This is a genomic window from Aquibacillus saliphilus (assembly GCF_020404745.1).
Lineage (GTDB): Bacteria > Bacillota > Bacilli > Bacillales > Amphibacillaceae > Aquibacillus > Aquibacillus saliphilus.
This window is the reverse complement of record NZ_JAIZAP010000008.1, coordinates 89,426-112,767: the sequence shown is the minus strand read 5'-3', so window position 1 is coordinate 112,767 and position 23,342 is coordinate 89,426. Positions and strand designations below refer to the sequence as shown.

Sequence of the window (23,342 nt, the reverse complement as noted above, 5' to 3'; positions counted from 1 at the left end):
TTACGCTTTATGGTACTGTTTTAAGAATCTAATATCATTCGTGTAAAAATGGCGTATGTCATCGACGCCGTATTTCAGCATAGCAATCCGTTCGGGTCCCATACCAAAAGCAAAGCCGTTATAGATTTTCGGATCGTACCCAGCAAGTTCCAATACTCGTGGATGTACCATTCCACCACCTAATATTTCAATCCATCCTGTTCCTTTACATACCGAACATCCTACTCCACTGCACACTTTACAGGAAATATCCATTTCTACTGAAGGTTCAGTGAACGGAAAGAAGCTAGGACGCAAACGAATTTCTCGATCCTCACCAAACATCTGCTTAGCAAAACGGTTTAACACACCCTTTAAATCACTCATACGAACATTCTTATCAACATATAATCCCTCAACTTGAGTAAATTGGTGAGAGTGTGTAGCATCATCTGTGTCACGACGATATACTTTTCCGGGGCAAATCATTTTAACGGGCTTACTTCCTTGATATTCCCCCATCGTCCGCGCTTGAACTGGTGATGTATGTGTGCGTAACAATAATTCCTCAGTAATATAAAATGAATCTTGCATATCACGAGCGGGGTGTCCTTTAGGTAAATTTAAAGCTTCAAAGTTGTAGTAGTCTGTTTCAACTTCTGGGCCTTCTCTTATCTCAAAGCCCATTCCGATGAACAAATCTTCAATTTCTTCGACAATACTTGTTAGTAAGTGTGGTCCTCCAACTTGAACTGGTCTCCCTGGAAGTGTTACATCAATTGTTTCATGCTCCAGTTTCTTTTCTAATGCTTTTTTTTCTAATATCGTTTTTTTTCTATCAAGTTCAGCTGTAATAGCCTCACGAACTTTATTTGCCAAATCGCCAATTACTGGCCGCTCTTCTTTGGATAATTTGCCCATCCCTCGTAATACCTCAGTGATTGGACCCTTTTTACCAAGATAAGCCACACGAATTTCTTGTAGGTCTGAAAGTGTAGACGAACGTTCTACTTTTTCTAATGCTTCTGATTGCAGTTCCTGTAACCGTTCCTTCATAGAAATAACCTCCTTTAATATATGTAAAAAAATTTCCGCTACAAGTCGCTTTTTATAAAAACATATAAAAAGCCCCGCCCCCAAAAAGGGACGAGACTTGTAATAATCGCGGTACCACCCTTGTTGACATAGTATAAACATATGCCCACTTGAGTTTGATAACGGAAATATATTCCGGAACACCTTTACTTGCTTATGCAAGGTCCTAGTATCGGCTCCAGAGTGAAAATTCAATAATTACCTCGTTAGAAATGCTCCCAGTCTATGGCATTTCTTCCCTGTCTACGATTTTATAATTATTTACTAACTCTTTCTTAGCCTGTCGATATTCATATTATCTACTTATTATAGAAAAAGCGAAGCAAAGATGCAACCTTAAGGTATAAAATTCCTTTAAAAAAGATGACTTTTCAATTGTATGAATATATTATTTTCATTTCAATCCAATGTAGTAAATCAAAATCCCTGCTGCAACACTTACATTTAACGATTCTGCTTGGCCATAGATTGGTATATGTACCTTTTCGTCTGCTTGTTCAATAATTGAGGGATCAATTCCGGAACCTTCATTCCCTACAATTAGAGCTACTTTTTCTGGTATCGGCATGGTTTGAAATTGCTTTGCACCGACTAATGTTGATGCCCAAACCTGGAAGCCTTTCTCCTTTAAATCTGTGATTTCCACGTGGAGATTTTCTTGAAAAATAGGCAAGTGAAAGATAGATCCTTGCGTTGCGCGTATCACCTTTTCATTATATAAGTCGACAGTACCATCACCTAATACAACACCATCAAACCCTGCAGCATCTGCGGTTCGGATAATTGTCCCTAGGTTTCCTGGATCCTGAACAGCATCGATTAGTATAAGCTTAGAAAAATCCTTTAGCTCAGGTTGTTTCATTGCCACTACTGCTGCAATTCCTTGCGGCGTTTTAGTATCTGTAATTGATTTGAACACATTATCAGAAACATATACAACATCAACATTGGTTATGAAGTCGGGTAATACAGTGCCCTCTTGGACTATAATTTCTTTTAAGTCCCATTGACTATTAACCGCCTCCAAAACCATATGATTACCCTCAATAAGAAATGAGTTACAATTGTCTCTATCTTTTTTCTTTTTTAATTTATTCCAATGTTTCACTTTATTATTTTGTACTGAAGTTATCATCTAATCATCATCCTCTAGCTTATTCTTATCTATCATACATATTTCAATCTTATTCGGTCAAACTAATTATACATTATCTTTGGAAAAGCTTTATTATCTATAGTTTTCCTAGATAGTCAGATGGGATACTCTACAAAGACTAAATTGAGGTGAACAAAATGGATCTAAATTTAAGAAATGCAATTATGTCCAATGTATCTGATAATAATAAAGAGCAGTTGGAGGCTACCATTGTTGATGCTATTCAAAATGGAGAAGAAAAAATGCTTCCAGGCTTAGGTGTATTTTTCGAGCTCCTTTGGCAACAATCTGACGAGAATGATAAGCAACAAATGCTTCAAACCCTTGAACAAGGAGTAAAACAATCTTAAATCCACTATTTACAAGAAAAGGCAGGCTTTAAAACTAAAGCAGCCTTTTCTTATTTTCACAGCCCCAAACCGTATAATAATAACTCTTTTCTAGAAAAAATAAATTGCCTAACATATCATCCTTGCTGTAAACTATACTTAGCAGTAATTGTTACTAATTGTCGATAAGCGAGGGATCACGATGGATATAAAATCAATGCAAACTGTAATGCAACTACAAGCAATGTCTTTAATGAATAACAAGAATTCGTTCTCTCCACAGTCTCCAGTTATGGATCAGGCATTCCAACAAATTCTTAATAACCTACTTACCAATACACATGATAGTACATCTAATTTACCTACATCTAAAAACTACCCATTGAATAATTACATACCTAACATAAATATCTCAGTACCTACAAATGTAAATAATGAAATTGATCAATTGATTAACCAAGCAGCTAGTAAGTATGGTGTTGAAGAAAAATTAATAAGGTCTGTTATCCAAACAGAATCTAATTTTAATATCAATGCAATTAGCGGATCAGGTGCACAAGGATTAATGCAACTGATGCCTAACACCGCAAGAGGCTTAGGGGTGGAAAATCCATTTGACCCGAAAGAAAATATTTTTGGAGGAACAAGTTATTTAAAGCAAATGCTTGATCGCTATAATGGTAATACAAATTTAGCATTGGCAGCTTATAATGCCGGCCCAGGTAATGTAGATAAATATCAAGGTATCCCACCATTTAAAGAGACACAAAATTATGTAACCAAAGTAATGAATCTCATCTAGTATAATGTCATTATTTTAAAACCCTTGTCTTTTACGACAAGGGTTTTTATTAACTTAATTTTAGTTTAGTCAATTTTATCATACTGATTTTTTAAAAGTTGTCATCCCGTGGATGACAATTACTGCTTATGAAATTGATTTAGTTAAAAGTAATTTCATTGACTTTATTGGCGTCTAACCCCTTTATTACCTCAACAATTAACTTTACTGCATTCTCAAAGTCATCTTGATGAAGAATTGCAGCATGAGTATGAATGTAGCGAGTTGCTATTGTAATTGATAGTGCTGGTACACCATTAGCAGTTAGGTGAATAGAGCCTGAATCCGTTCCGCCGCCAGCCATAGAAGCGTATTGATAAGGAATTTTCTTTTCGTCAGCGGTATCTAATACAAAGTCACGTAATCCTTTATGCGAGATCATTGACGCATCGTAAAGAATAATTTGTGGACCTTCTCCAATTTTACTGTCTGCGTCTTTATCTGAAATGCCAGGTGTGTCTCCTGCGATACCTACGTCAACACCAAAACCAATATCTGGTTCAACTTTATTTGTTGAAGTTTTAGCACCACGTAATCCAACTTCTTCTTGGACTGTGCCCACGCCGTAAACAATATTAGGGTGTTTTTCACCTTTCAATTGTTTCAAAACTTCAATCGCTATTGCACAACCAATTCGGTTATCCCATGCCTTTGCAAGCAATAACTTTTCATTTTTCATTTGAGTAAATTCAAAATATGGTACGATTGAATCTCCAGGACGTATTCCAAACTCCTCTGCTTCATCTTTACTTGTAGCTCCAATGTCTATAAACATATCTTTTATTTCTACCGGCTTTTTACGAGCTTCTGGTGAAAGAATATGAGGTGGTTTAGACCCAATAATCCCCGTTACATCGCCTTTTCTTGTTAACAGCGTGACGCGTTGAGCCAGCATAACTTGACTCCACCATCCACCAACAGTTTGGAAATAAACAAAACCTTTTTCATCAATTCGTGTTACCATGAATCCAACTTCATCGAGGTGACCTGCAACCATAATTTTCGGACCATTTTTATCGCCCACTTTTTTCGCAATTAAACTTCCCAAATTATCAGTATAGACTTCGTCGGCATATGGAGATATATATTTGTTCATAACATCTCTAGCTTCTTTTTCATTACCAGGAATTGCCCTTGCATCTGTTAATTCCTTTAACATTGTTAACGTTTCATTTTTTGCCATATGTATAAATCCTCCTTTTATAATATTCCAACTAAAAGTATAGCCTTTTTCAAATTAATAAACAAAATATACATATTAATATCCCTTATCTTGCCTTTCATGATTAACCTTATTCTTCTCAAAATAAGCGACTTGTACACTTTTTTCGTCAAAACCAAGTTGATAGCCCAAGATGAGATATGTATTAAATAGTAGATTATAATTTTCTTTACTTGGTTCCCTTTTAAATGCTATGATTTGTTCAAACACGTTGTTAAATAACTCAGTCGTACTGGATGATATTTGATTATTTTTATTCGAATTAAAATGAAGATTCTTTTCTAACCCTAGAGATAATATAAAATGAAGACCATCAACATATTCTTCTAAAATTACCTTTTCATCACTTGCTGCCTTTTTACTCCAAAATTTAAAACACCTTGTCTCATTAGCTAGTTCACCAACCTCTACTAATAGAGCAAGCACTTTCTTATCAAACAAATTACTAGAACCTAACTGATGATTTTTCTCTATGTATGAATCTAATTGTTTTTGCATGTTGAACAATTGACTCCAATCCATTGTTTCAACTCCTTTTCAAACTTTTTTTCGATTATAACATGTAATTGTCAATTAAAGTGAAACCATACTATCTTTAATACGTATTACGTATTGAAGACAAATACAGGAGTCGATGAAAATGATTATTTTACTATTTAGATTACTAATTTTTATAGCCATGATTCTTCTTTTATACACAGCTTATAAATACCTTATGAATCCCAAAAGAAAACTGGAAGTAGCAAAAGAGAAGAAAACTTTTTATTTTCATGACGATCCTGATAATATAAAGAAGAATTTTTTGCTAACATATAAAGGGTTCTTATTTGAGGGAGAGAAATACTTAGGTACTACTGAAAAATCCTTCGACGTTATTAACATTAGTGTTCATGCTCGGAATCCAGGCGAACTAAAAGGATTAGAAAGAAATGATTTATATTTCTTAGAAGAGGAAATCTTAATTAGGTATCCACTTGCTGAAGTAGAGTGGAAACATCCAATTGACAAATTAGTCGTAAAAAGATTATAGCTTAAATGTACCTTCCCGCCTTGTCCAATCCAGGCAAATAAAACGTAGTTTCTACGTGTTTATTTTAAAAAATAGCAACTTCTAGTTTTGACAAAAAAACCGTTCCAAAGTGGAACGGTTTTTCATATGAACTATTTTCACCTTAAACTTCCGGTTTTTGTAGCATTCACATCGAAGAATTCTTCCCACTTGATGCTAATTTCTTTCCTTCTTAATACATATAAAAACGGTAATAGAATAAGTAATAAACTTACAATTATTAAAGGCGAGAAAGTTGATATCCATTTGCCTACAGAAGAATAAACAACAGCAAGTGGTATATTTGAATATAAAGAAAACTTCATATAATCTCTAAAACTAGTTGTTATTTCAAGAATACAAAGAGATAACAAATGGAAATGAATAAAAGGTACCAATCGCAAAAGAGCAATTTGTGGTGTAGTAAAGTTAGAATTTTTTCCAACTAATTTATGTTTCAGATTTACTAGTTTACCAATAGATTTCGGCATCCATTGAACCATTCGATAAAAAATTAAACTAGAGAGTGTAATGCCTATTAAGGAATAAAGAGTACCGGCTAGAGTGCCAAACAATATTCCACCAGTAATACAAATAAATACTACTGGAAGAAAGAGTAAAGGCCTTAGTAAGTGAAGACTGATGAATATCAAAGGAGCGAATAACCCCCCTGTTTCGATGATGGCCATCAAGTGCGTACTCAAATACTCCATAGATAGCCTCCTTCAAATTATCCCTCTAATTAATATCTATGACATGAGACGAGCTATTATGACAAAAGATTAAGTAATTAGATAGCAATACAAACAAATTTATAATTACCTTATGGATCGTATTACGAAATAGACTATATTAAATAAACAAAATATAAATAAATAGCAAATTCTATCCAACTTAAAAAAGGCAATCCGAATCTAAATAAATTATGTTTTGTTTTATGTTTAAAAGCCTTCATGCCCGCATAGCTACCCGGAGCACCACCTACAATTGTAATAATCCAAATTGTCTTTTCAGATATTCTCCATGCTCCTTTTTTCGAGCGTTGTTTATCTATTCTCATTACGAAATATGCAATAGTATTAATAATTAATGCGTATCCAATCAAGAAATAAATACTGTTCATATGTCACCTACTTTACTTAGAAGAACTAAAGCGTCGGAGCTGGAAGCGGCAAAGCTTTGTAATTAATTATTCACAGCAGACCCTTTTATAATTTTTCTGGCGAATCATAAAAGGCCATTCCCTAAAAAAGAGAATGACCTTTTATCATTTTATTTAAGTGCTGCTTTTGCTTTATCAGCTAATTGTGCAAATGCTTGTTGGTCGTTTACTGCAAGATCAGAAAGCATCTTACGGTTTACTTCAACACCAGCTTGCTTTAAACCATGCATTAAACGGCTATAAGAAAGATCATTCATACGTGCTGCAGCATTAATACGTGCGATCCAAAGCTTGCGGAAGTCACGCTTTTTATTTCTGCGGTCACGGTATGCATACTGACCTGATTTTGTCACCTGTTGTTTTGCTGTTTTAAAAAGTGCGTGTTTAGCACCATAATAACCTTTAGCTAGCTTTAAGACGCGTTTGCGACGTTTGCGTGTAACTGTTCCACCTTTAACACGTGGCATAGTGATTCCCTCCTAGTATATATCAACGAATCTAATCGTATAAGTTTTTTCCGATAGCAAGTAGCTCTTCTAACAATAGTTAAAACTATTTGTGGGCTACCGTCATTGGTTCAACAAAGTTGAATTTGAATTTATTTCTTAGGTAACATTTGTTTGATACGTTTGAAATCTCCCGGTGAAAGAAGAGTGCTCTTACGAAGCTTACGTTTTTGCTTCGTAGATTTGTTAGCAAATAAGTGACTAGTATATGCATGGGAACGTTTTACTTTCCCAGAACCGGTTCTTTTAAAACGTTTTTGAGTACCTTTGTGGGTCTTCATCTTTGGCATGAGTAGTTCCTCCTTGTAACTAATACTTTAATATAATTACTCTTTATTGTTTTTCATTTACTGGTGCAAGCATCAAGAACATACTGCGACCTTCCATTTTTGGTCTTTGTTCAACCGTGGAAAGCTCTTTACATTCTTCAGCCATACGTACAAGAACTTTTTGACCTAGTTCTTTATGGGTAATTGCACGTCCTCTGAAGCGAATTGAAACTTTAACTTTGTCGCCTTTTTCTAGGAACTTTCTCGCATTTTTCAACTTCGTATTAAAGTCATGCTCTTCAATTCCTGGACTAAGACGGACTTCTTTGACGTTGATTATTTTTTGGTTTTTACGAGCTTCTTTTTCTTTCTTTTGTTGCTCAAAACGAAACTTACCAAAATCCATAATACGACATACTGGCGGTTTTGCATTCGGCGCAACCAAGACTAAATCTAAGTTTCTAGTTTGAGCAATTTCCAACGCTTCTTGGCGAGATTTAACACCAAGTTGATCCCCATTAGAATCAATGAGACGTACTTCACGTGCGCGAATTTTCTCATTGACATTCATATCTTTGCTAATAATCAGCCACCTCCATAGTTTTTGAACAAAAAATATGTGACCTAAATCGACAAGTTATTGATGACCGCATTTAAAAACTTCAGCCTGCTAGATAGCAGATACCTTAGTTTTTCCTATACTATTTTCCGACGAACCTTCAAGATTTAATAAGGTTCGATTTTTTAATAAAATAAAAAAAGTGTCGGTACATATTCTGCACCCACACATCTACTATTTTTCAAACGGAATAGTAACCTGTTAACTGCAATAAGATGCGTCAATCAGGTGAGAAGCGGGTGCTTCTACTTGCCTCAGATCATATTTAATTTCATCTATAAAATAATAGCATGAATTACGATTTGTGTCAATGACTCATTGTATATCTATTAGCGAACTTTTATATTATAACTTATTAGATCTGACTAATGCAATAGTAAATTTATCATTTTGGGATTAAATAGATTGTCTTCGTTCTATCGAACTAACTTAACAGAAAAAAAGTTCTTACCTTCCTTTATCTAAGAAAGTAAGAACTCTTTATAGTTACTTATTGTGTACTATCTTTGAATCAATTTCATTTTTTATATCAGAAATAAAATCCTTCAATGGTTTTGTCTCCGAATCTTTCTCTCCATAACGACGAACATTGACTGATTGATTTTCAATCTCTTTATCACCTACAACAAGTGCGAACGGGACTTTTTTCATTTGCGCTTCTCTTATTTTATAGCCGATTTTTTCTTCTCTATGATCGACTTCAACACGGACCCCGTTTAATCTTAATTCTTCTTCGACTTTTGTAGCGTAATCGAGATGAACATCTGCTGATACAGGAATAATTTTAGCTTGTACAGGTGCTAACCATGCCGGAAACGCTCCTTTATATTCTTCAATCAAGAAGGCTACAAAACGCTCCATGGTAGAAACAACCCCACGGTGAATAACAACAGGACGATGTTCTTTTCCATCCTCGCCAATGTAAGTTAAATCAAATCGATCAGGTAAATGGAAATCAAGTTGTACAGTTGATAGTGTTTCATCTTTCCCTAGAGCTGTTTTAACCATAACATCTAGCTTAGGACCGTAAAATGCAGCCTCACCATCAGATTCTACATAATCAAGTTCCATGTCTTCCATTGTTTCTTTTAACATGGCTTGTGCTTTGTTCCACATCTCGTCATTGTCAACATATTTCTCTTTATCTTCTGGATCACGATAAGATAAACGGAAATAGTAATCATCAATTCCAAAGTCTTTATAAACATTTTGCACCAATTGTACTACACGGATAAATTCATCTTTTAGTTGATCTGGTCTTGCAAATATATGTGCATCATTCAAAGTCATTGCTCGAACTCGTTGTAACCCTGCCAGAGCACCTGACATTTCATGGCGATGCATTGTTCCGAGTTCAGCTATTCTTACAGGTAAATTCCGGTAGCTGTGCAGTTCATTTTTATAGACCATCATGTGATGTGGACAGTTCATTGGTCTTAAGACCAAATCTTCATTGTCCATCTCCATTGTTGGGAACATATCATCCTTGTAGTGATCCCAGTGTCCACTCGTCTTATAAAGTTCAACACTTCCCAATACTGGAGTATACACATGGTCATAGCCTAAACGTTCCTCTAGATCAACTATATAGCGTTCAATAGAACGACGGATTGTTGCACCCTTAGGTAACCACAAAGGTAACCCCTGACCTACTTGCTGAGAAACTGTAAATAGCTCCAGTTCCTTTCCTAATTTGCGATGATCTCGTTCTTTTGCTTCTTCACGGAATTTAAGGTACTCTTCTAGCTGACCTTTCTTCTCAAAAGATGTACCGTAAATCCGTTGTAGCATTTTATTTTTACTATCTCCACGCCAATAAGCACCTGATATGCTTAATAATTTAAATACCTTTATTTTACTTGTAGAAGGTACATGAATCCCACGACAGAGATCAAAAAATTCTCCTTGTTGATAAATTGTTACTGCTTGATCTTCTGGGATGGCATCGATTAATTCTAATTTTAAGTCATCTCCAATTTCTTGGAACATTTGTTTTGCTTCATCTCGTGAAACCTCTTTACGAATAATTTCTAAATTCTCATCAACTATTCTTTGCATTTCTTTTTCAATCCGAGGTAGATCTTCTGGTGTAATTGATTCCTCCATGTCAATATCGTAATAAAATCCGTTTTCGATTGTTGGTCCTACACCTAACTTGACATTGCCATACAAACGTTTGACTGCTTGTGCCATCAAGTGAGCAGTGGAATGACGCATTATTTCAACGCCATCATCACTTTTATAGGTAACAATTTCAATTTCGCCATTATGAGGAAGTTCACTACGAAAGTCATAAAGAACACCATCTAATTTAACAGCAAGAGCTTGTTTTTTTAGACCAGGTGAGATTGACGCTGCAATATCCTCTCCTGTAGTCCCTTTCGGAAACTCTTTTATTGCTCCATCTGGGAATGTTATCTCGATATTTTTTGTCATTACTTTCACTCCTTGTCCTTATTTACAATAAAAAAACGCTCGCCTCTTTGCATAGTTGCAAAGGGACAAGCGCCTGCTCGTGGTTCCACCCTAGTTCCCGCATTTTAACGCGGCTCATTTAGCATCTGTAACGTAGATGAGTCGCTGCTGACTAATCATTCAATCATTTTCGCAAGCAGGGTTTAGAGGGGGTAATTATATGCGGATATACAGGAAGCTTTCAGCCTATGGCCTCCCTCTCTATATGTATTCCTATCATAAAATATTGTCCTCATCAATACCAGTTACACTTAAATTAATATATGGAAGTATTATATCGATAGAATCATAAAAAATCAAGCATCTATTTACTCGCTTTTCGAATAAATTGGATAAGGAAAACTTTTCAGTGGTTTAAATTTCACTTTTTCTTGAAAGATATTAATAATTGTTAATGTCTTTGCTTCTGACGGATGATTCCCATAAATGATTATTTCTTCAGGAATCATCGCTAATAACGGTGTCAAGTTTAACTCTTCTTCATCTAGACCAACTATGTATAACGGTGCTCCATTTATTATTGTTTTTAATTCCAATGTAGAAAAAGGGCTACCGTCGGATCTATAGAACGTAAAATCATGACCTTGAGTCACGTGCACAGTTGAATATTTCGGTTCTTTTATCATTATAAATTTTCTTAAAGATTCTACAAATGTTTGATATTCCTCTTCCCTCTTAAATTCATCAATAGCCAGTCCTACAACATCAATAAGGTCATTTCGATACGATTGAAAACGGAAATTAATAATCGAATCAAAATGAATAATTAACTCATTAGAATATGTTTCAAATAAATTTAATAACACAGTTCTTGGTTTATTGTTTTTTGCAATCTCACTAAAATTACTATTGCCACCGACTATGATAGACTGTGTTAGTTCAATAATTCTTAAAATCTCCTCCTTATTTTGGTAGTAAAAGCAATGTTTTATCGTGTACTTAATCCAATTCATTTCTCTATGAAAAATAAATACATCAGTCATTGCTTTACCAAGTTTTTTTTGATGGTTATCGACTAAATTTATCACTTCAATCTTAATCAGGTCGCTTTCTTTCCAATTGATCTTACAGTGCTTATCGTATTTGAACAAACGTTGACAAAAAGTTACCGCCTCTTTATGAGACTCAAAATACACCTCAAACAATCATATCACCCTCACCACGCTCAAACTGTTACATTATATGGGAGAGTACATTAAAAAATGTATTATCTATTTAAAATATATTGTAGTAGAATTGATAAATTATTTAGTAGAGCAAAAAAACCATGTCAGATAGACATGGTTTTGGATTGATAATTACCCTCTACGGTTATAACCGAATAATGAAACCTCTTTACTTACTTGTTTAATTCTCTCGATTATTCTACCTGCCTTAACCGATTCCGTATCTCCACGAGTCGAGGTGGCTAAATGATGTTCTAGTTGTTTTAAATTATAGTTAGAACTAAAGAAAACAGGCAACCTTTCCATCATTCGGTATTGCAAGATCGATCCTAGTATTTCATCTCTGAACCAAGCAGATAACGACTCTGCTCCAATATCATCCAGCATTAATACTTGCACCTTCTTGAAGTGTTCGATTTTCTCATTAATTGAATCATCTTTTAGCGACGCTTTAATTTCCCTTACAAATTCAGGCATATAAATAAGCATAGAAGAAATTCGTTTTTCCGCTAACTCATTTGCAATTGCTCCAAGAAAATATGTTTTTCCAACACCAAAAGGCCCATGAAAATACAGCCCTTTTTCAGCCTGCTTTGTTCCTATTGATTCAATATAAGATACAGCTTGACGTATCGCATCATGACGTTCAGCATCCTTGTGATCTAATCCTGCTATGGACGCTTCTAAAATATCCCTTGGCATATATAAGCTCTTTACTAGGGCTTGTTTTTGTTGTTGCTCATCACTTTTAATTTTCTGATGGCATTTATCATATGTTAAATGTATATCACTTTTTTCTACTTCTAGATACGGAGTATAACCGGGTAATATATTTATACATTGAGCAAGAGAAGGACAATCAGCACACTGTTTGGATTGTGACCTAAACTCATAAAGTTTCATTAAGTTTCTGTCAATATCACGTCCAGTAAACTCCGGGTGCTTTCTAATAATCTCATTAACATCTGGATCGTTTAAGATATCATTACGTATTTGGTTATAATTTTCTTGGAAGTTTTTATTTTCTTTCATCCACTTCTTAAGTGCGCTCTGAATTGGTTCCATTTTAAATCATCCTTATAAATGATTAGATTTCTTGTTTTTTGTATAGTTCTGCAAAAGCTTACTAATATCCTCATTATCCTGGCTATCATCGTTAGATTTCTTCTTTTTTTGATTACCATCATTTGATTTAGATTCTGTAAACCAATCAGGTACAACCTCTTTTTTGGTCGTTTTTTTATAAAACTGTTGCTTGTTAGATCCCCATTCCTGGTACTTCTTATGTTCTGATTTCGCTAGAGTCATCGCTTGTTTTACAGTTGTAACATTTTTTCTGGCCCAATGACTTGCAATTTTTTCTAGATAAGCTTTTGTTAGTTTCATGTCAGTCTTCAGGAGAACATAGTGAATTAACACATTGATAACTCCTGGTTTCAATCCTTGCTGTGACATGACATCTCCTATTATTTTTAAATCTTGGGAAGATGCTTCATTTCCACCAGCTAAATCTTCTAGTAACTGCTTAGGTGAAATAGTTTCAAGCATTTGAATAAATTGTTCTTCTTTACTTAACGATTTATTCAAATTTGATTGGCTAGTATTAACTCCATCTCTTTTATTTACTAGCTTTATATCCGATTTCTTCTTTGGTGATTTCATTAAATCGTGACAAGCAGTTTTAAACTCCTGAACTTCCAATAAATTTTCTTCATTAACTGCCCATAATATGGCTTTTTCTAAATCCTGATTTGTTAAATCATAGAGGACAACCATCTGCGACATTAATTTTTTGTTTCTTGGACTTAGCACTTTAGTAGCAGGCAACATTCGTTGGCTTAACATTTGTTCAATCCATTCAAAGTCTAGCATGTCCTCAGAAACTGTTGGTCCCTTATTCGATTGTTCATTTTTTTGATCATTTGATTTCTCATTAGAATTCATTTTGTTAAACATAGTTGAATGTGTTTGAAAGACATCATTAAAGCTTGCCGTTACATTATTTGCTGAATTAGAAACAGTCATTTCAGAGCTACTTAATGCCTTTAATAAGCTAGTATACTTATCCTCACCTAAATGATGATACAGAAGTTGCGATAACATACCGTCATCAAAGAAATCATTATAAGAAAATGGCGGATTTAAATAATACGTATATGTAATCTGATCTGACTGTTCCTTAAAGGTTGTTAAAAGTCCAATTGCTTCTAATTTCAAACGCGCTTGATAGATTTCATCTAACGGTAATGACATATAGTTCATTAAAGTATGGTGAGTATTTGGTGTAGTTGGGTTATGCCTTATAAAGCTTTCACTTAAAAGTGTTTGATAAAGAGCAATGGCGTGGATTCCAATTAGTGGTTGATACAAATGGGTCAAAGCCTGAAAATAAGTAGTTGATATTTCTCCACGAAATATTACATAAAAACCTTCAATTGGGAGTAATTTACCAATGTTTTGTTGCTGCATTTTTTCCTCTAACCCTTTCTATTCCTGCATAAAATCTATTTATTAAGAAAAGAAAAAAGAGCCAGGTCAGGCTCAGATTTTACTTTTTATCCGTTCGAATTAAATCCTTTAGTTCATCTAAAAACACACTTATATCCTTAAATTGCCTATAGACAGAAGCAAACCGAACATATGCTACTTCATCCACAGTTGATAATCTGTCCATAACCATTTCACCAATCTCTTTACTTTGTGTTTCCGATGTACCACGATTACGCAGTTCTTTTTCAACCTCAATTGCAATAGATTCAATTTGCTCTAAAGCAACAGGTCTTTTCTCACAAGCTTTAATAAGACCACGCATTAGCTTGTCCCTGCTGTATTCTTCCCTAGTACCTTCTTTTTTGACTACAATTAACGGAACCTCTTCTAAGCGTTCAAAGGTTGTGAATCGAAAAGAACAGTCTTCACATTCTCTCCTCCGCCTTATCGATCGTCCATCTTCAATTGGTCTTGAATCCAATACTTTTGTGCTTTTATATTGACAGTTTGGACACTTCATTTCATCAGCCCCATTAATTTGTTTCTAATTATTATTTGGAATATGTGTTAAATCTTTTTTCAAATCATTATAAAACTTTGGAATAAGATTATGACTATATCCTAAGTCAAATGGAATAATTGATTCTGTTGTCACGGAAAAATCAACGGCTGTCCGAAACGGCTTGACCATTATTACAGTAGCAATAACAAATGCCTTTTTACCACCGCTTTTGTAATTAGCACTGATTTCACCATGTGTATCCGATTTGGCGATTACTTCAAATTTTGATGACTGATTAAAAAAGTGTTCAACAGCATTAAATCCCTTATCTTTGGTAGTTTTAAAATAATGTGTTTTTAAGTTTGAATCCCAGTGTTTGTCACTTGTTTCTGAATGATTATTAAAAAACTTTGTAAATGTTTGTCGAAAACTCATCCCCTGCACCTCATTATGAATTAGTATATCACTTATTAATTATTAATCTCTTTTTATTTTAACACGTTTTAAAAAAGAAAACGACAAAGACCTTTAAAAGAACAAAAAGTGAAAGTCATGCCTTAATCAGCCTATTGCAATGACAAGCATCATCATAGTGTTCTTACCTGTTATAATTAATAACATCCACTGATATCCATTTTAGACAACAGCAAATACCCTTGCTACTAACTAGCAAGGGCAAAACTTTTCTAAGTGTTAGTTTCACATTTTTTTATAGTGCTTTAAATTTGTTTACGTCAACAGGTCCCATTCCTCGCGGCACTTCAACTTTTTCGCACTTTTTCGACTCAAGTGCTTCAGCAATAAAGTCAGTTGCTACGTTTGGGTCTATAAGGTCACCGCAAGTATAAACATCTATACTAGCATAACCATGCTCTGGAAAACTGTGGATTGTTAAATGTGACTCAGAAATAATAACTACACCACTAACTCCATATGGAGCGAATTTGTGAAAAGCTACCTCGCGAATTTCAGCACCTGCTTTTAATGCTGCATTCACAAAAACTTGTTCAATTAATCCCATATCATTTAACTTATCTATATTACAGTCCCACATCTCGGCAATTACATGTCTTCCCATTGTATCCATTGTATTATCTCCCCCTAACTTATTGACTTCTAAATAATTATGCATGACGTACCACGGGGGAAAGTTAGTCCTAAGAGTAAGAGGTCCTAACCCTTTAAGTACCCATTAACGCATAAATTTCAGAAGAATACTAAGCCTTTACTAACCTAAGGTTAGTAAAACTTTAATTACATTCAAAAAGCTTGTATAAGTTTTTGACAGCTTTTAACATGCAAAAAAAAGTATATATGGTTTACCCCGTTTTGGCAAGACAGTTTTCAATTTTTTTCAACTAACATTAAATTTATTCCGTTCAGCCTGATACAGGATTAGAATAGAGATACCAAACTTAAGGAATCTCTATTTCTTATTATAGGATAGACAAGGGGTATTTATCCAACAATACAATTTAAATAGCACCATTTAAGACTCTCTAGGTGCTATCAGATTATTCAATATCAATTTTCCACTCTTCTAAAATACTCATTAGTTGTCTTTTTGATTCTTCTTTAGTGCCACCATTATCAACTACAGCATCTGCCAATCTTTTCTTTTCATCAATTGATAATTGTGATTTTATTCGATTTGTTGCATCTGCTTTACTAGAATTATCTCTAGCCATTAATCTTTTTAACTGGATTTCCTCTTTTACATATACAACAAGGATTTTATCAACCAGATTTGTTAATTTACTTTCAAAAAGTAATGGGATATCCAAAACGATGACTTGCTCTTTTTTTTCTATATATTCATCTCTTTTTTTTAACATTTTCTCTCTAACCGCAGGGTGAACGATATTGTTTAACTGCTCTCTTTTCGTATTGTTAGAAAAAACAAGTTCTCCCAATTTTTTACGATTAATCGTGTTATCTTCATGTAATATCTCTGAACCAAAAGTAGCCAATATTTCTTCATATGCTTTTTCAGTTGGTTCGACCACTTGTCTAGAAATAACATCTGCATCAATTACAGGTAATTTCTCTTTTTTAAGCATATTCGCTATCGTACTTTTGCCACTAGCAATTCCACCAGTTAATCCGATTGTTAATGTCATCTTAATCTCCTTATGTCATTTTAAAAATTCCTACTAGTATCAAAATAATTCCTGGGATAAATGTTAAGCGTTGTAACCAATACCAGTACGAAAATAAATAACCACTTTTTAGACCTATAGTTAAGAAAAGCCCTGTAGTTGCTCCAATCCCTACTGCTGCAAGAAGAGGAGAGAAACCTAACATCGCAGCTCCAATACCTGCTCCAAAGGAATCTAGAGATAATGCCAAACCTAGTAAAAACGCCTCAATACCCGTTATTTTCCCGGAATTATCAATATCAGCTACCATCGGTTTCTTCAGGATTTGAATGACAATTCCGAGTGATTTTATTTCAAATTTAAAAATTGTCGGATCTTTATCAATAGTCGATTTATCTGTTCTAAAAAATTGAAATACAACCCATATGCCAATCAAAATAAGTACCCAACCCCCAATTGACTCAGCTACTGGTGCCGATAAAAAGGAGGCAATAATATTTCCGATTAACATGGATAAGTAAAAAACGATGCCAGTAATTATCGTAATAATTATTATCGAACGAACTGGCAACACCATTTTTCGTAATCCGTAAGTAAAAGCTACCATAAAACTATCTAAGCTTACAGCAAACGCTAAAAGCAAAAATGTTGTTACATCAGCCATGTTAAATAGCTCCTTTTCCAATACTTTTATCGCAATAGTAGTATATGGAGGGAGCTATTCCCTTGTGCTTTTATAGTTTTTGACAAGAAATACAGATGTGTGTGCCTCTTCCGTTAACTTTCAGTTTAGAAATTGGTTTACCACACTTCCTACACGGATTATTCTCTTGTCCATAAACAAAAAGCTGTTGTTGAAACATACCAATCTGTCCTTGACTATTTACATAGGAGCGAATTGTTGTCCCACCTTGTTTTACCGCTTCAGTCAAGGTTTCTATTGAATTAATTTGAAGCAACTTAACTTCTTCTTTCGTTAACTGATTGCCTTTTTTTAAGGGGTGAATACCAGCTTTGAATAATGTTTCATCAACATAAATATTACCCAAACCCGCGACAACAGACTGGTCTAATAAAATGTTCTTAATCGCTCTGTCACTTTTTTGTATTTTGTCATAAAAATAGTCAAATTTAAATTCGTCTTCAAACGGATCTGGTCCAAGTTGATTTAAAGGCTTAGAAATTAGTTCCTCCCCTTTTCTAAACAAGTGCATCGTTCCAAATTTACGGACATCATTATATCTTAATTCAGTACCATCTTTAAAATGAAAAATGACATGAGTATGTTTTAAAGCTGGCTCTAGATGGTTGAAAACACCATACTTACCTTCCATCCGTAAATGGGAAACAAGGACATAATCGTTAAGTTGAAATAGTAGAAATTTACCCTTTCTTTCGATATCAATAATTGTTTGTCCATATAGAAGATGTTTAAATTCTTCCACATCGTCGGGTTTTTTTATGATTTTTGGCCAAAAAATAGATATATTATTTATTGTTTTATTTATAACTAAATGTTTTAATGTTTTTCTAATTGTTTCTACTTCTGGTAATTCAGGCATTTTCTTCTACTCCTTAGCTCACTTTGCATCATACCAAGTTTTTCCATATGCATAATCTACTTTTAAAGGTACATTCAAATCAACTGCACTTTCCATTACCGAAGAAACCATTTCTTTTAATACATCAATCTCTTCTTCAGGAGCCTCCAGAATAAGCTCATCATGAACTTGCATTAACATGCGTGCCTGTAACTTATCTTCTTTTAGCGTATCGTTTAAATTTATCATTGCTAATTTGATAATATCAGCAGCACTACCTTGAATAGGTGTGTTCATTGCTGTTCGTTCTGCAAAGCTTCTTCGATTAAAGTTCCTACTTGTAATTTCTGGTAAGTACCTTCTTCTTTTCATTATCGTTGAAACGTATCCTTTTTGCTTAGCATCTTGGACAATTTCATCCATATATGTCCTTACTCCTGGATAACTATCTAAATAACGGTTAATAAACTTCTGGGCATCCTTCCTAGTGATACCAAGACTCTGTGATAAGCCATAATCACTTATCCCATATACAATTCCAAAGTTAACTGCTTTAGCTTGTCTTCTCATATTATCAGTGATTTCATCTGCTCCAACATGGAACACTTCCATCGCTGTTCTTGTATGAATGTCCATGTTATTATTAAAAGCTTCAATTAATTTCTCATCATCTGCTATATGTGCAAGTACTCTTAGTTCAATTTGGGAGTAATCTGCCGCAAATATAAACCAGCCTTCTTTAGAGGGGATAAAAGCTTGTCTAATCTTTTTACCTTCTTCTAGACGGATAGGTATATTCTGCAAATTGGGTTCTGTTGAACTTAATCGACCTGTTTGTGTTAATGCTTGATTAAAGCGGGTATGAATCTTATTGGTTTCATGAACCACCCTCAATAGCCCTTCAATATAGGTGGACTGAAGTTTCCCTAATTGTCTGTATAACAATAGTTTCGGTATTATTTCATGTTTCTCCTGAAGTTGTTCAAGAATATCTGCTGATGTAGAATACCCTGTCTTTGTCTTCTTTATTATCGGTAGACCTAATTTTTCAAAAAGAATTGGACCTAATTGCTTTGGAGAGTTTAAATTAAACGTTTCACCGGCCAATTCGTAAACTTCCTTCTCAATTGTCTTTAAACGGTCTTGTAAGTCTTCTCCCATTTTTTCAAGACGTGTTTGATCCACATGAACTCCTGTGAATTCCATTTCTCCTAAGATAAGCGCTAAAGGTAACTCTAATTCTTTTAACAACTCAGACTGTTCATTTTCCATCAACATTTCATCAGCGGTTTCTCTTAGCTTGAAGATCATATTTGTTTTTCTTCCAACGTGTTCAACAAGTTTATCTTGCTCAGGAGTCTTTATTTTAGCTCCCTTACCGTAAACCTCTTCATCAAAAAAAACGTCTTTCTGTCCTAACCGGTGACTAATTGCCGGGATATCATGATTGTTTTCTGATGGGTTAATTAAATGGGAAGCTAATAATAAGTCGAATTCAATACCCTTAATATGTATTCCTTTGTGTAGTAGAGAAACTAAAACTTTCTTAGCATCAAACACCAATTTCTTATTTTTAGTATTTTCAGCCCACTCTTTAAATATATTAGACTTAATTGCTACATCAACCGGAATAAAATAGTTTCCCTGCTCATTAACTAAACCAAATCCTTCTATTGGAGCTAAATGATAATTATCATCAAGCATCTCTACTTCGAATGCTTCTACACCAGTAAATAAATCTTTTGTTATATTATTTACGATTTTCACTTCAATCTCTGGTAATTCAGTTGGTTGAGACGATTCGTCGGTTAATTCTCCACCAATTCTGTTTAATAGAGATTGGAAACCTAGCTCCTTAAAAATTTCACTTACCTTTGGAATTTGATATCCTTGATAAACTAAATCTTTTATACCAATTTCAATTGGCGAATCACAATTAATTGTTACTAAGTCCTTACTCATGAAAGCATCTTCTTTGTGGTTTACTAGCTTCTCCTTTAATTTCTTACCGCTAATTTCTTCCACGTTTTCGTATAAGTTCTCTAGACTTTCATATTGTTTTAACAATTTTATTGCCGTTTTCTCACCAACACCTGGTACACCAGGAATATTATCAGAACTATCACCCATTAAGGCTTTCATATCGATAATTTGATCTGGTCTTATTTCTAACTTTTCATTTAAAAAAGTAGGAGTGTATTTATCAACCTCACTTAGTCCCTTTTTAGTCATACTAACGGTTACCTTATCAGATATTAATTGTAATAAGTCTTTATCACCTGATATTACATTTACTTCTAATTCTTCCTTCTCACCTTGTTTTGCAAGTGTACCGATGATATCATCTGCTTCAAATTGGTCAAGTTGATAGTGGCTTATTTGGAACGCGTCAAGCATCTCCCTTAAAAGTGGAAACTGTTCAGACAACTCCGATGGTGTTTTTTGTCTGCCACCTTTATATTCCTTATATGTTTTGTGGCGAAATGTTGTTTTACCTGCGTCAAATGCCACTAACAAGTGTGTAGGTTTTTCGTCTTCTATTATTTTTAATAGCATATTTGTGAAACCGTATATCGCATTTGTGTAAACACCTTTATCGTTACTTAATAGCGGTAATGCAAAGAAAGCTCGGTAAGCTATACTATTACCATCGATTAATATTAGTTTATTTTTCATTTTCGCTCTCCTTTATAAAAGTTTGAGTAGTAGTTTAGACTTCACAGAATCTATTTTACCATGATTATGAATTAGAAGAAAAAAACTGTGATTTTCACTTATTAAAAAGGCTCCATTTCAATTAGATTGAATGGAGCCTTACTATTTTTACTGTCTAGCGAATTATAAAATGGACAACTATAGATAATTAATTCCTAAGTTAGCCACATCTAGCTTTCGGCGCATGCGCTTTTGTTCTTTACTCAATATTACCCAAAAGTAATTCTGTATATGGAGAATCTTGAGGCAGTATGATCGTTGTTTCGCCATCAATTGTTACTTTATATGACTCTAGTGTGCGATACAATTGATAAAATTCCTCGTCCCTCTGGAATGATTGATTGTACATTTCCGCAGCTTCCTCTTGGCCCTCAGCACGTATTTCTGCAGCTTCGGCATCAGCTTTGGATAGCATTTCTGTCACTTCACGGTCTGTCTGTGCAATTATTCTGTTCTTCTCCGCTTCACCTTGAGATAGATATTCTTGCGCTTTTGATTCACGTTCCGAAATCATCCGTTGAAAAACAGACGCTTCGTTAGCATCAGGTAGGTCAGTTCGTTTAATTCGAACATCGTCCACTTGAATTCCGTATTCATCTCTTTCCAACAAAGTATTAACTCTATCAGCCACACGTTGATTTAAGCCACCACGTGTTGATCCTTCATCATTAATAATCTCATCATAATTCATTGTACCCAGCTCGGATCGAATAACAGAGAAAATAAATTCTCCCATACGTGACTCTGCATTTAACTCAGTTCTAGCATTCGCAATCATAAGTTCCGGGTCTGTTATTTCCCAAACAGCATAATTGTCAATTATCATACGTTTTTTATCTAATGTGTTAATCTCTTTTTCATTCACATCATATACCATCTTTTTATTAGGTAGTGTCGTTACCGTATGAAGAATTGGAACCCTAAATTTTAGACCTGGATCACTTTCATATCTGATAACTTCTCCGAACTGACGAACTACTTTATATTCTCCCTCTTTCACAATAAACATACTACTAATAAATAAGCCAACTACGACGATTAAAAGGAGAATTGAGATTCCCATTTTCACATATCTCTTTATGTCATTAGGAGTTTTATTTTTCATATCAACAACGTTATCATCTGTCATTCGTCTCACCCTCTCCCTCTTTTATTGTCTCATTACTGCTACCAGTAGTACTTGTAGGTTTAGGTGTTTCCTGATTTCCATTAGTCGTTAATGGTAAGTATTTTAAAGTGTTCCCATCATCATTCATTACAAATACATTTGCATCTGGTAATACTTGCTCTAAGGTTTCAATTATTAGTCGTTGTCTCGTAATTGAAGGATTATTAACATAAGCATTATAAAGGGCATCAAATTCAGAAATATCCCCTCTTGCTTGCTCTATTCGAGCAATTTTGGTACCTTCCGCTCTTGAGATTATTGCATCTTTCTCACCAAGTGCTTCTTCTACCGCTTGGTTTTCATATTTTCTAGCTTCGTTTATCTTTGTATTCATTGTTTCTCTAGCGTCAGTAACTTTAGTAAACGCCTGTCTAACATCCTCGTTTGGTAAATCTACTTCTTGTAACTTAACATCAGAAATAGATATTCCGATAGCATAGTCTTCCATTAAAGTAACTAATAGCTCTCTTACTTCATTTTCAATTTCTGCTTTACCTGATGTTAATGCGTCATCTATTACCGTTGACCCAATAATACCTCTAAGTGAAGCAGATGTTGCATTATATAATATTTGTTCAGGATCAACTGAATTATATAAATATTTTGCGGGCTCTGTTATCTTCCATTGCACAACTAAGTCTGCCTGAACAATATTTTCATCACCAGTGATCATCCTTATGGTTTCATCGCTTCCTGTCCCATCTTGACTGTGCCCAAAATCTAAACTAAATGTTTCTTTTGACAATGTTTCCACTTCTTGAATTGGCCAAGGTAATTTAAAATGTAAACCCGGTTCTGTTATGCCTTCTTCCGGATGTCCAAAAGTTATTATTACGGCTTGTTCTGATTCATCTACAGTAAACCAGCTTGTAAGACCAACAAGACCTATAATTGCTACTCCAACAACAATTGCTATCCAACTGTATATTTGTTTTAACGTCATATTCTCTCCCCTTTTCT

At 34.4% G+C, this 23,342-nt stretch carries 25 protein-coding genes and 2 other annotated features; of the genes, 3 read left to right on the top strand and 22 right to left on the bottom strand.

The features are described 5' to 3' along the window. Together pheS and LD272_RS10025 are read right to left on the bottom strand one after the other, a co-directional pair. A complete protein-coding gene (gene pheS, locus LD272_RS10030) occupies positions 1-1,035 on the bottom strand; it encodes a phenylalanine--tRNA ligase subunit alpha (RefSeq protein ID WP_226036473.1) in 1,035 nt (344 codons plus the stop codon). A gap of 83 nt (positions 1,036-1,118) precedes the next feature. Then, positions 1,119-1,360, bottom strand: a binding site (T-box leader). A 108-nt stretch (positions 1,361-1,468) separates the two neighbouring features. After that, a complete protein-coding gene (locus LD272_RS10025) occupies positions 1,469-2,209 on the bottom strand; it encodes a TrmH family RNA methyltransferase (RefSeq protein WP_226036472.1) in 741 nt (246 codons plus the stop codon). A gap of 158 nt (positions 2,210-2,367) precedes the next feature. Here LD272_RS10025 and sspI point away from each other — a divergent pair, with 158 nt between their 5' ends. Both sspI and LD272_RS10015 read left to right on the top strand, forming a co-directional pair. Beyond that, positions 2,368-2,580, top strand: coding sequence for a small acid-soluble spore protein SspI (gene sspI, locus LD272_RS10020; protein WP_226036471.1), 213 nt, complete (start codon positions 2,368-2,370; stop codon positions 2,578-2,580). Between the two features lie 181 nt (positions 2,581-2,761). Further along, positions 2,762-3,361 (top strand): lytic transglycosylase domain-containing protein, encoded by a 600-nt coding sequence (locus LD272_RS10015; protein ID WP_226036470.1) that lies wholly within the window; start codon positions 2,762-2,764, stop codon positions 3,359-3,361. Between the two features lie 139 nt (positions 3,362-3,500). Here LD272_RS10015 and LD272_RS10010 read toward each other — a convergent pair whose 3' ends face one another. Beyond that, positions 3,501-4,583, bottom strand: a complete 1,083-nt coding sequence (locus tag LD272_RS10010) for a M42 family metallopeptidase (protein WP_226036469.1) — start codon at positions 4,581-4,583, stop codon at positions 3,501-3,503. 75 nt (positions 4,584-4,658) lie between these two features. Next, positions 4,659-5,144, bottom strand: a complete 486-nt coding sequence (locus tag LD272_RS10005) for a dUTP diphosphatase (RefSeq protein ID WP_226036468.1) — start codon at positions 5,142-5,144, stop codon at positions 4,659-4,661. A 118-nt stretch (positions 5,145-5,262) separates the two neighbouring features. On the opposite strand from LD272_RS10005, the gene LD272_RS10000 reads away from it, so the two are divergent. After that, the gene (locus tag LD272_RS10000) at positions 5,263-5,652 is read left to right on the top strand and encodes a sigma-w pathway protein ysdB (protein ID WP_226036467.1); all 390 of its coding nucleotides are present in this window, start codon (positions 5,263-5,265) and stop codon (positions 5,650-5,652) included. A 137-nt stretch (positions 5,653-5,789) separates the two neighbouring features. On the opposite strand, the gene LD272_RS09995 is transcribed toward LD272_RS10000, so the two are convergent. The 18 genes from LD272_RS09995 to hflK form a co-directional block, all read right to left on the bottom strand. Continuing rightward, complete coding sequence (locus LD272_RS09995) at positions 5,790-6,383, bottom strand: TVP38/TMEM64 family protein (protein ID WP_226036466.1); 594 nt, start codon at positions 6,381-6,383, stop codon at positions 5,790-5,792. 134 nt (positions 6,384-6,517) lie between these two features. Then, positions 6,518-6,793, bottom strand: a complete 276-nt coding sequence (locus tag LD272_RS09990; protein WP_226036465.1) for a DUF1294 domain-containing protein — start codon at positions 6,791-6,793, stop codon at positions 6,518-6,520. Between the two features lie 149 nt (positions 6,794-6,942). After that, the gene (gene rplT / locus LD272_RS09985; protein ID WP_226036464.1) at positions 6,943-7,299 is read right to left on the bottom strand and encodes a 50S ribosomal protein L20; all 357 of its coding nucleotides are present in this window, start codon (positions 7,297-7,299) and stop codon (positions 6,943-6,945) included. Positions 7,300-7,430: 131 nt separating this feature from the next. After that, positions 7,431-7,628, bottom strand: a complete 198-nt coding sequence (gene rpmI / locus LD272_RS09980) for a 50S ribosomal protein L35 (protein ID WP_226036463.1) — start codon at positions 7,626-7,628, stop codon at positions 7,431-7,433. Between the two features lie 43 nt (positions 7,629-7,671). After that, positions 7,672-8,178: a translation initiation factor IF-3 gene (gene infC, locus LD272_RS09975; RefSeq protein ID WP_226036462.1), complete on the bottom strand. Its 507-nt coding sequence runs from the start codon at positions 8,176-8,178 to the stop codon at positions 7,672-7,674. A 178-nt stretch (positions 8,179-8,356) separates the two neighbouring features. Further along, positions 8,357-8,483: a sequence feature (ribosomal protein L20 leader region), on the bottom strand. Positions 8,484-8,712: 229 nt separating this feature from the next. Beyond that, positions 8,713-10,662, bottom strand: coding sequence for a threonine--tRNA ligase (gene thrS, locus LD272_RS09970; protein WP_226036461.1), 1,950 nt, complete (start codon positions 10,660-10,662; stop codon positions 8,713-8,715). Between the two features lie 347 nt (positions 10,663-11,009). Continuing rightward, positions 11,010-11,837, bottom strand: a complete 828-nt coding sequence (ytxC, locus tag LD272_RS09965) for a sporulation protein YtxC (protein WP_226036553.1) — start codon at positions 11,835-11,837, stop codon at positions 11,010-11,012. 162 nt (positions 11,838-11,999) lie between these two features. Next, positions 12,000-12,932, bottom strand: coding sequence for a primosomal protein DnaI (gene dnaI / locus LD272_RS09960; RefSeq protein WP_226036460.1), 933 nt, complete (start codon positions 12,930-12,932; stop codon positions 12,000-12,002). Positions 12,933-12,944: 12 nt separating this feature from the next. Continuing rightward, entirely contained in the window at positions 12,945-14,336 is a 1,392-nt protein-coding gene (locus LD272_RS09955; protein ID WP_226036459.1) for a replication initiation and membrane attachment family protein, read from the bottom strand. Positions 14,337-14,415: 79 nt separating this feature from the next. Continuing rightward, on the bottom strand, positions 14,416-14,877 hold the full coding sequence (gene nrdR, locus LD272_RS09950; protein WP_226036458.1) for a transcriptional regulator NrdR: 462 nt from the start codon (positions 14,875-14,877) through the stop codon (positions 14,416-14,418). A gap of 24 nt (positions 14,878-14,901) precedes the next feature. Beyond that, positions 14,902-15,294, bottom strand: coding sequence for a cytosolic protein (locus LD272_RS09945; RefSeq protein WP_226036457.1), 393 nt, complete (start codon positions 15,292-15,294; stop codon positions 14,902-14,904). A 274-nt stretch (positions 15,295-15,568) separates the two neighbouring features. Continuing rightward, a complete protein-coding gene (gene speD, locus LD272_RS09940; protein ID WP_226036456.1) occupies positions 15,569-15,946 on the bottom strand; it encodes an adenosylmethionine decarboxylase in 378 nt (125 codons plus the stop codon). Positions 15,947-16,373: 427 nt separating this feature from the next. Further along, positions 16,374-16,979 carry a dephospho-CoA kinase gene (gene coaE / locus LD272_RS09935; protein ID WP_226036455.1) on the bottom strand — a complete coding sequence of 202 codons (606 nt, stop codon included), beginning with the start codon at positions 16,977-16,979 and terminating at the stop codon, positions 16,374-16,376. A gap of 10 nt (positions 16,980-16,989) precedes the next feature. Beyond that, positions 16,990-17,622: a sporulation membrane protein YtaF gene (gene ytaF / locus LD272_RS09930; RefSeq protein ID WP_226036454.1), complete on the bottom strand. Its 633-nt coding sequence runs from the start codon at positions 17,620-17,622 to the stop codon at positions 16,990-16,992. Positions 17,623-17,692: 70 nt separating this feature from the next. Further along, on the bottom strand, positions 17,693-18,520 hold the full coding sequence (gene mutM, locus LD272_RS09925; RefSeq protein ID WP_226036453.1) for a DNA-formamidopyrimidine glycosylase: 828 nt from the start codon (positions 18,518-18,520) through the stop codon (positions 17,693-17,695). 18 nt (positions 18,521-18,538) lie between these two features. After that, positions 18,539-21,175, bottom strand: coding sequence for a DNA polymerase I (gene polA, locus LD272_RS09920; RefSeq protein ID WP_226036452.1), 2,637 nt, complete (start codon positions 21,173-21,175; stop codon positions 18,539-18,541). A 238-nt stretch (positions 21,176-21,413) separates the two neighbouring features. Then, positions 21,414-22,343, bottom strand: coding sequence for a protease modulator HflC (gene hflC / locus LD272_RS09915; protein WP_226036552.1), 930 nt, complete (start codon positions 22,341-22,343; stop codon positions 21,414-21,416). Next, entirely contained in the window at positions 22,333-23,325 is a 993-nt protein-coding gene (gene hflK, locus LD272_RS09910; RefSeq protein WP_226036451.1) for an FtsH protease activity modulator HflK, read from the bottom strand. Before hflK ends, hflC begins: the two co-directional genes overlap by 11 nt. Between the last annotated feature and the right edge of the window lie 17 nt (positions 23,326-23,342).

Coding starts and splice junctions, on each gene's coding strand:
- hflC (WP_226036552.1), bottom strand. CDS start 22,343: ATGACAGATGATAACGTTGTTGATATGAAAAATAAAACTCCTAATGAC.
- rpmI (WP_226036463.1), bottom strand. CDS start 7,628: ATGCCAAAGATGAAGACCCACAAAGGTACTCAAAAACGTTTTAAAAGA.
- LD272_RS10005 (WP_226036468.1), bottom strand. CDS start 5,144: ATGGATTGGAGTCAATTGTTCAACATGCAAAAACAATTAGATTCATAC.
- LD272_RS09995 (WP_226036466.1), bottom strand. CDS start 6,383: ATGGAGTATTTGAGTACGCACTTGATGGCCATCATCGAAACAGGGGGG.
- nrdR (WP_226036458.1), bottom strand. CDS start 14,877: ATGAAGTGTCCAAACTGTCAATATAAAAGCACAAAAGTATTGGATTCA.
- infC (WP_226036462.1), bottom strand. CDS start 8,178: ATGAATGTCAATGAGAAAATTCGCGCACGTGAAGTACGTCTCATTGAT.
- hflK (WP_226036451.1), bottom strand. CDS start 23,325: ATGACGTTAAAACAAATATACAGTTGGATAGCAATTGTTGTTGGAGTA.
- coaE (WP_226036455.1), bottom strand. CDS start 16,979: ATGACATTAACAATCGGATTAACTGGTGGAATTGCTAGTGGCAAAAGT.
- sspI (WP_226036471.1), top strand. CDS start 2,368: ATGGATCTAAATTTAAGAAATGCAATTATGTCCAATGTATCTGATAAT.
- thrS (WP_226036461.1), bottom strand. CDS start 10,662: ATGACAAAAAATATCGAGATAACATTCCCAGATGGAGCAATAAAAGAG.
- LD272_RS09955 (WP_226036459.1), bottom strand. CDS start 14,336: ATGCAGCAACAAAACATTGGTAAATTACTCCCAATTGAAGGTTTTTAT.
- mutM (WP_226036453.1), bottom strand. CDS start 18,520: ATGCCTGAATTACCAGAAGTAGAAACAATTAGAAAAACATTAAAACAT.
- rplT (WP_226036464.1), bottom strand. CDS start 7,299: ATGCCACGTGTTAAAGGTGGAACAGTTACACGCAAACGTCGCAAACGC.
- polA (WP_226036452.1), bottom strand. CDS start 21,175: ATGAAAAATAAACTAATATTAATCGATGGTAATAGTATAGCTTACCGA.
- LD272_RS10010 (WP_226036469.1), bottom strand. CDS start 4,583: ATGGCAAAAAATGAAACGTTAACAATGTTAAAGGAATTAACAGATGCA.
- dnaI (WP_226036460.1), bottom strand. CDS start 12,932: ATGGAACCAATTCAGAGCGCACTTAAGAAGTGGATGAAAGAAAATAAA.
- ytaF (WP_226036454.1), bottom strand. CDS start 17,622: ATGGCTGATGTAACAACATTTTTGCTTTTAGCGTTTGCTGTAAGCTTA.
- LD272_RS10015 (WP_226036470.1), top strand. CDS start 2,762: ATGGATATAAAATCAATGCAAACTGTAATGCAACTACAAGCAATGTCT.
- speD (WP_226036456.1), bottom strand. CDS start 15,946: ATGGATACAATGGGAAGACATGTAATTGCCGAGATGTGGGACTGTAAT.
- pheS (WP_226036473.1), bottom strand. CDS start 1,035: ATGAAGGAACGGTTACAGGAACTGCAATCAGAAGCATTAGAAAAAGTA.
- LD272_RS10025 (WP_226036472.1), bottom strand. CDS start 2,209: ATGATAACTTCAGTACAAAATAATAAAGTGAAACATTGGAATAAATTA.
- LD272_RS09945 (WP_226036457.1), bottom strand. CDS start 15,294: ATGAGTTTTCGACAAACATTTACAAAGTTTTTTAATAATCATTCAGAA.
- LD272_RS09990 (WP_226036465.1), bottom strand. CDS start 6,793: ATGAACAGTATTTATTTCTTGATTGGATACGCATTAATTATTAATACT.
- LD272_RS10000 (WP_226036467.1), top strand. CDS start 5,263: ATGATTATTTTACTATTTAGATTACTAATTTTTATAGCCATGATTCTT.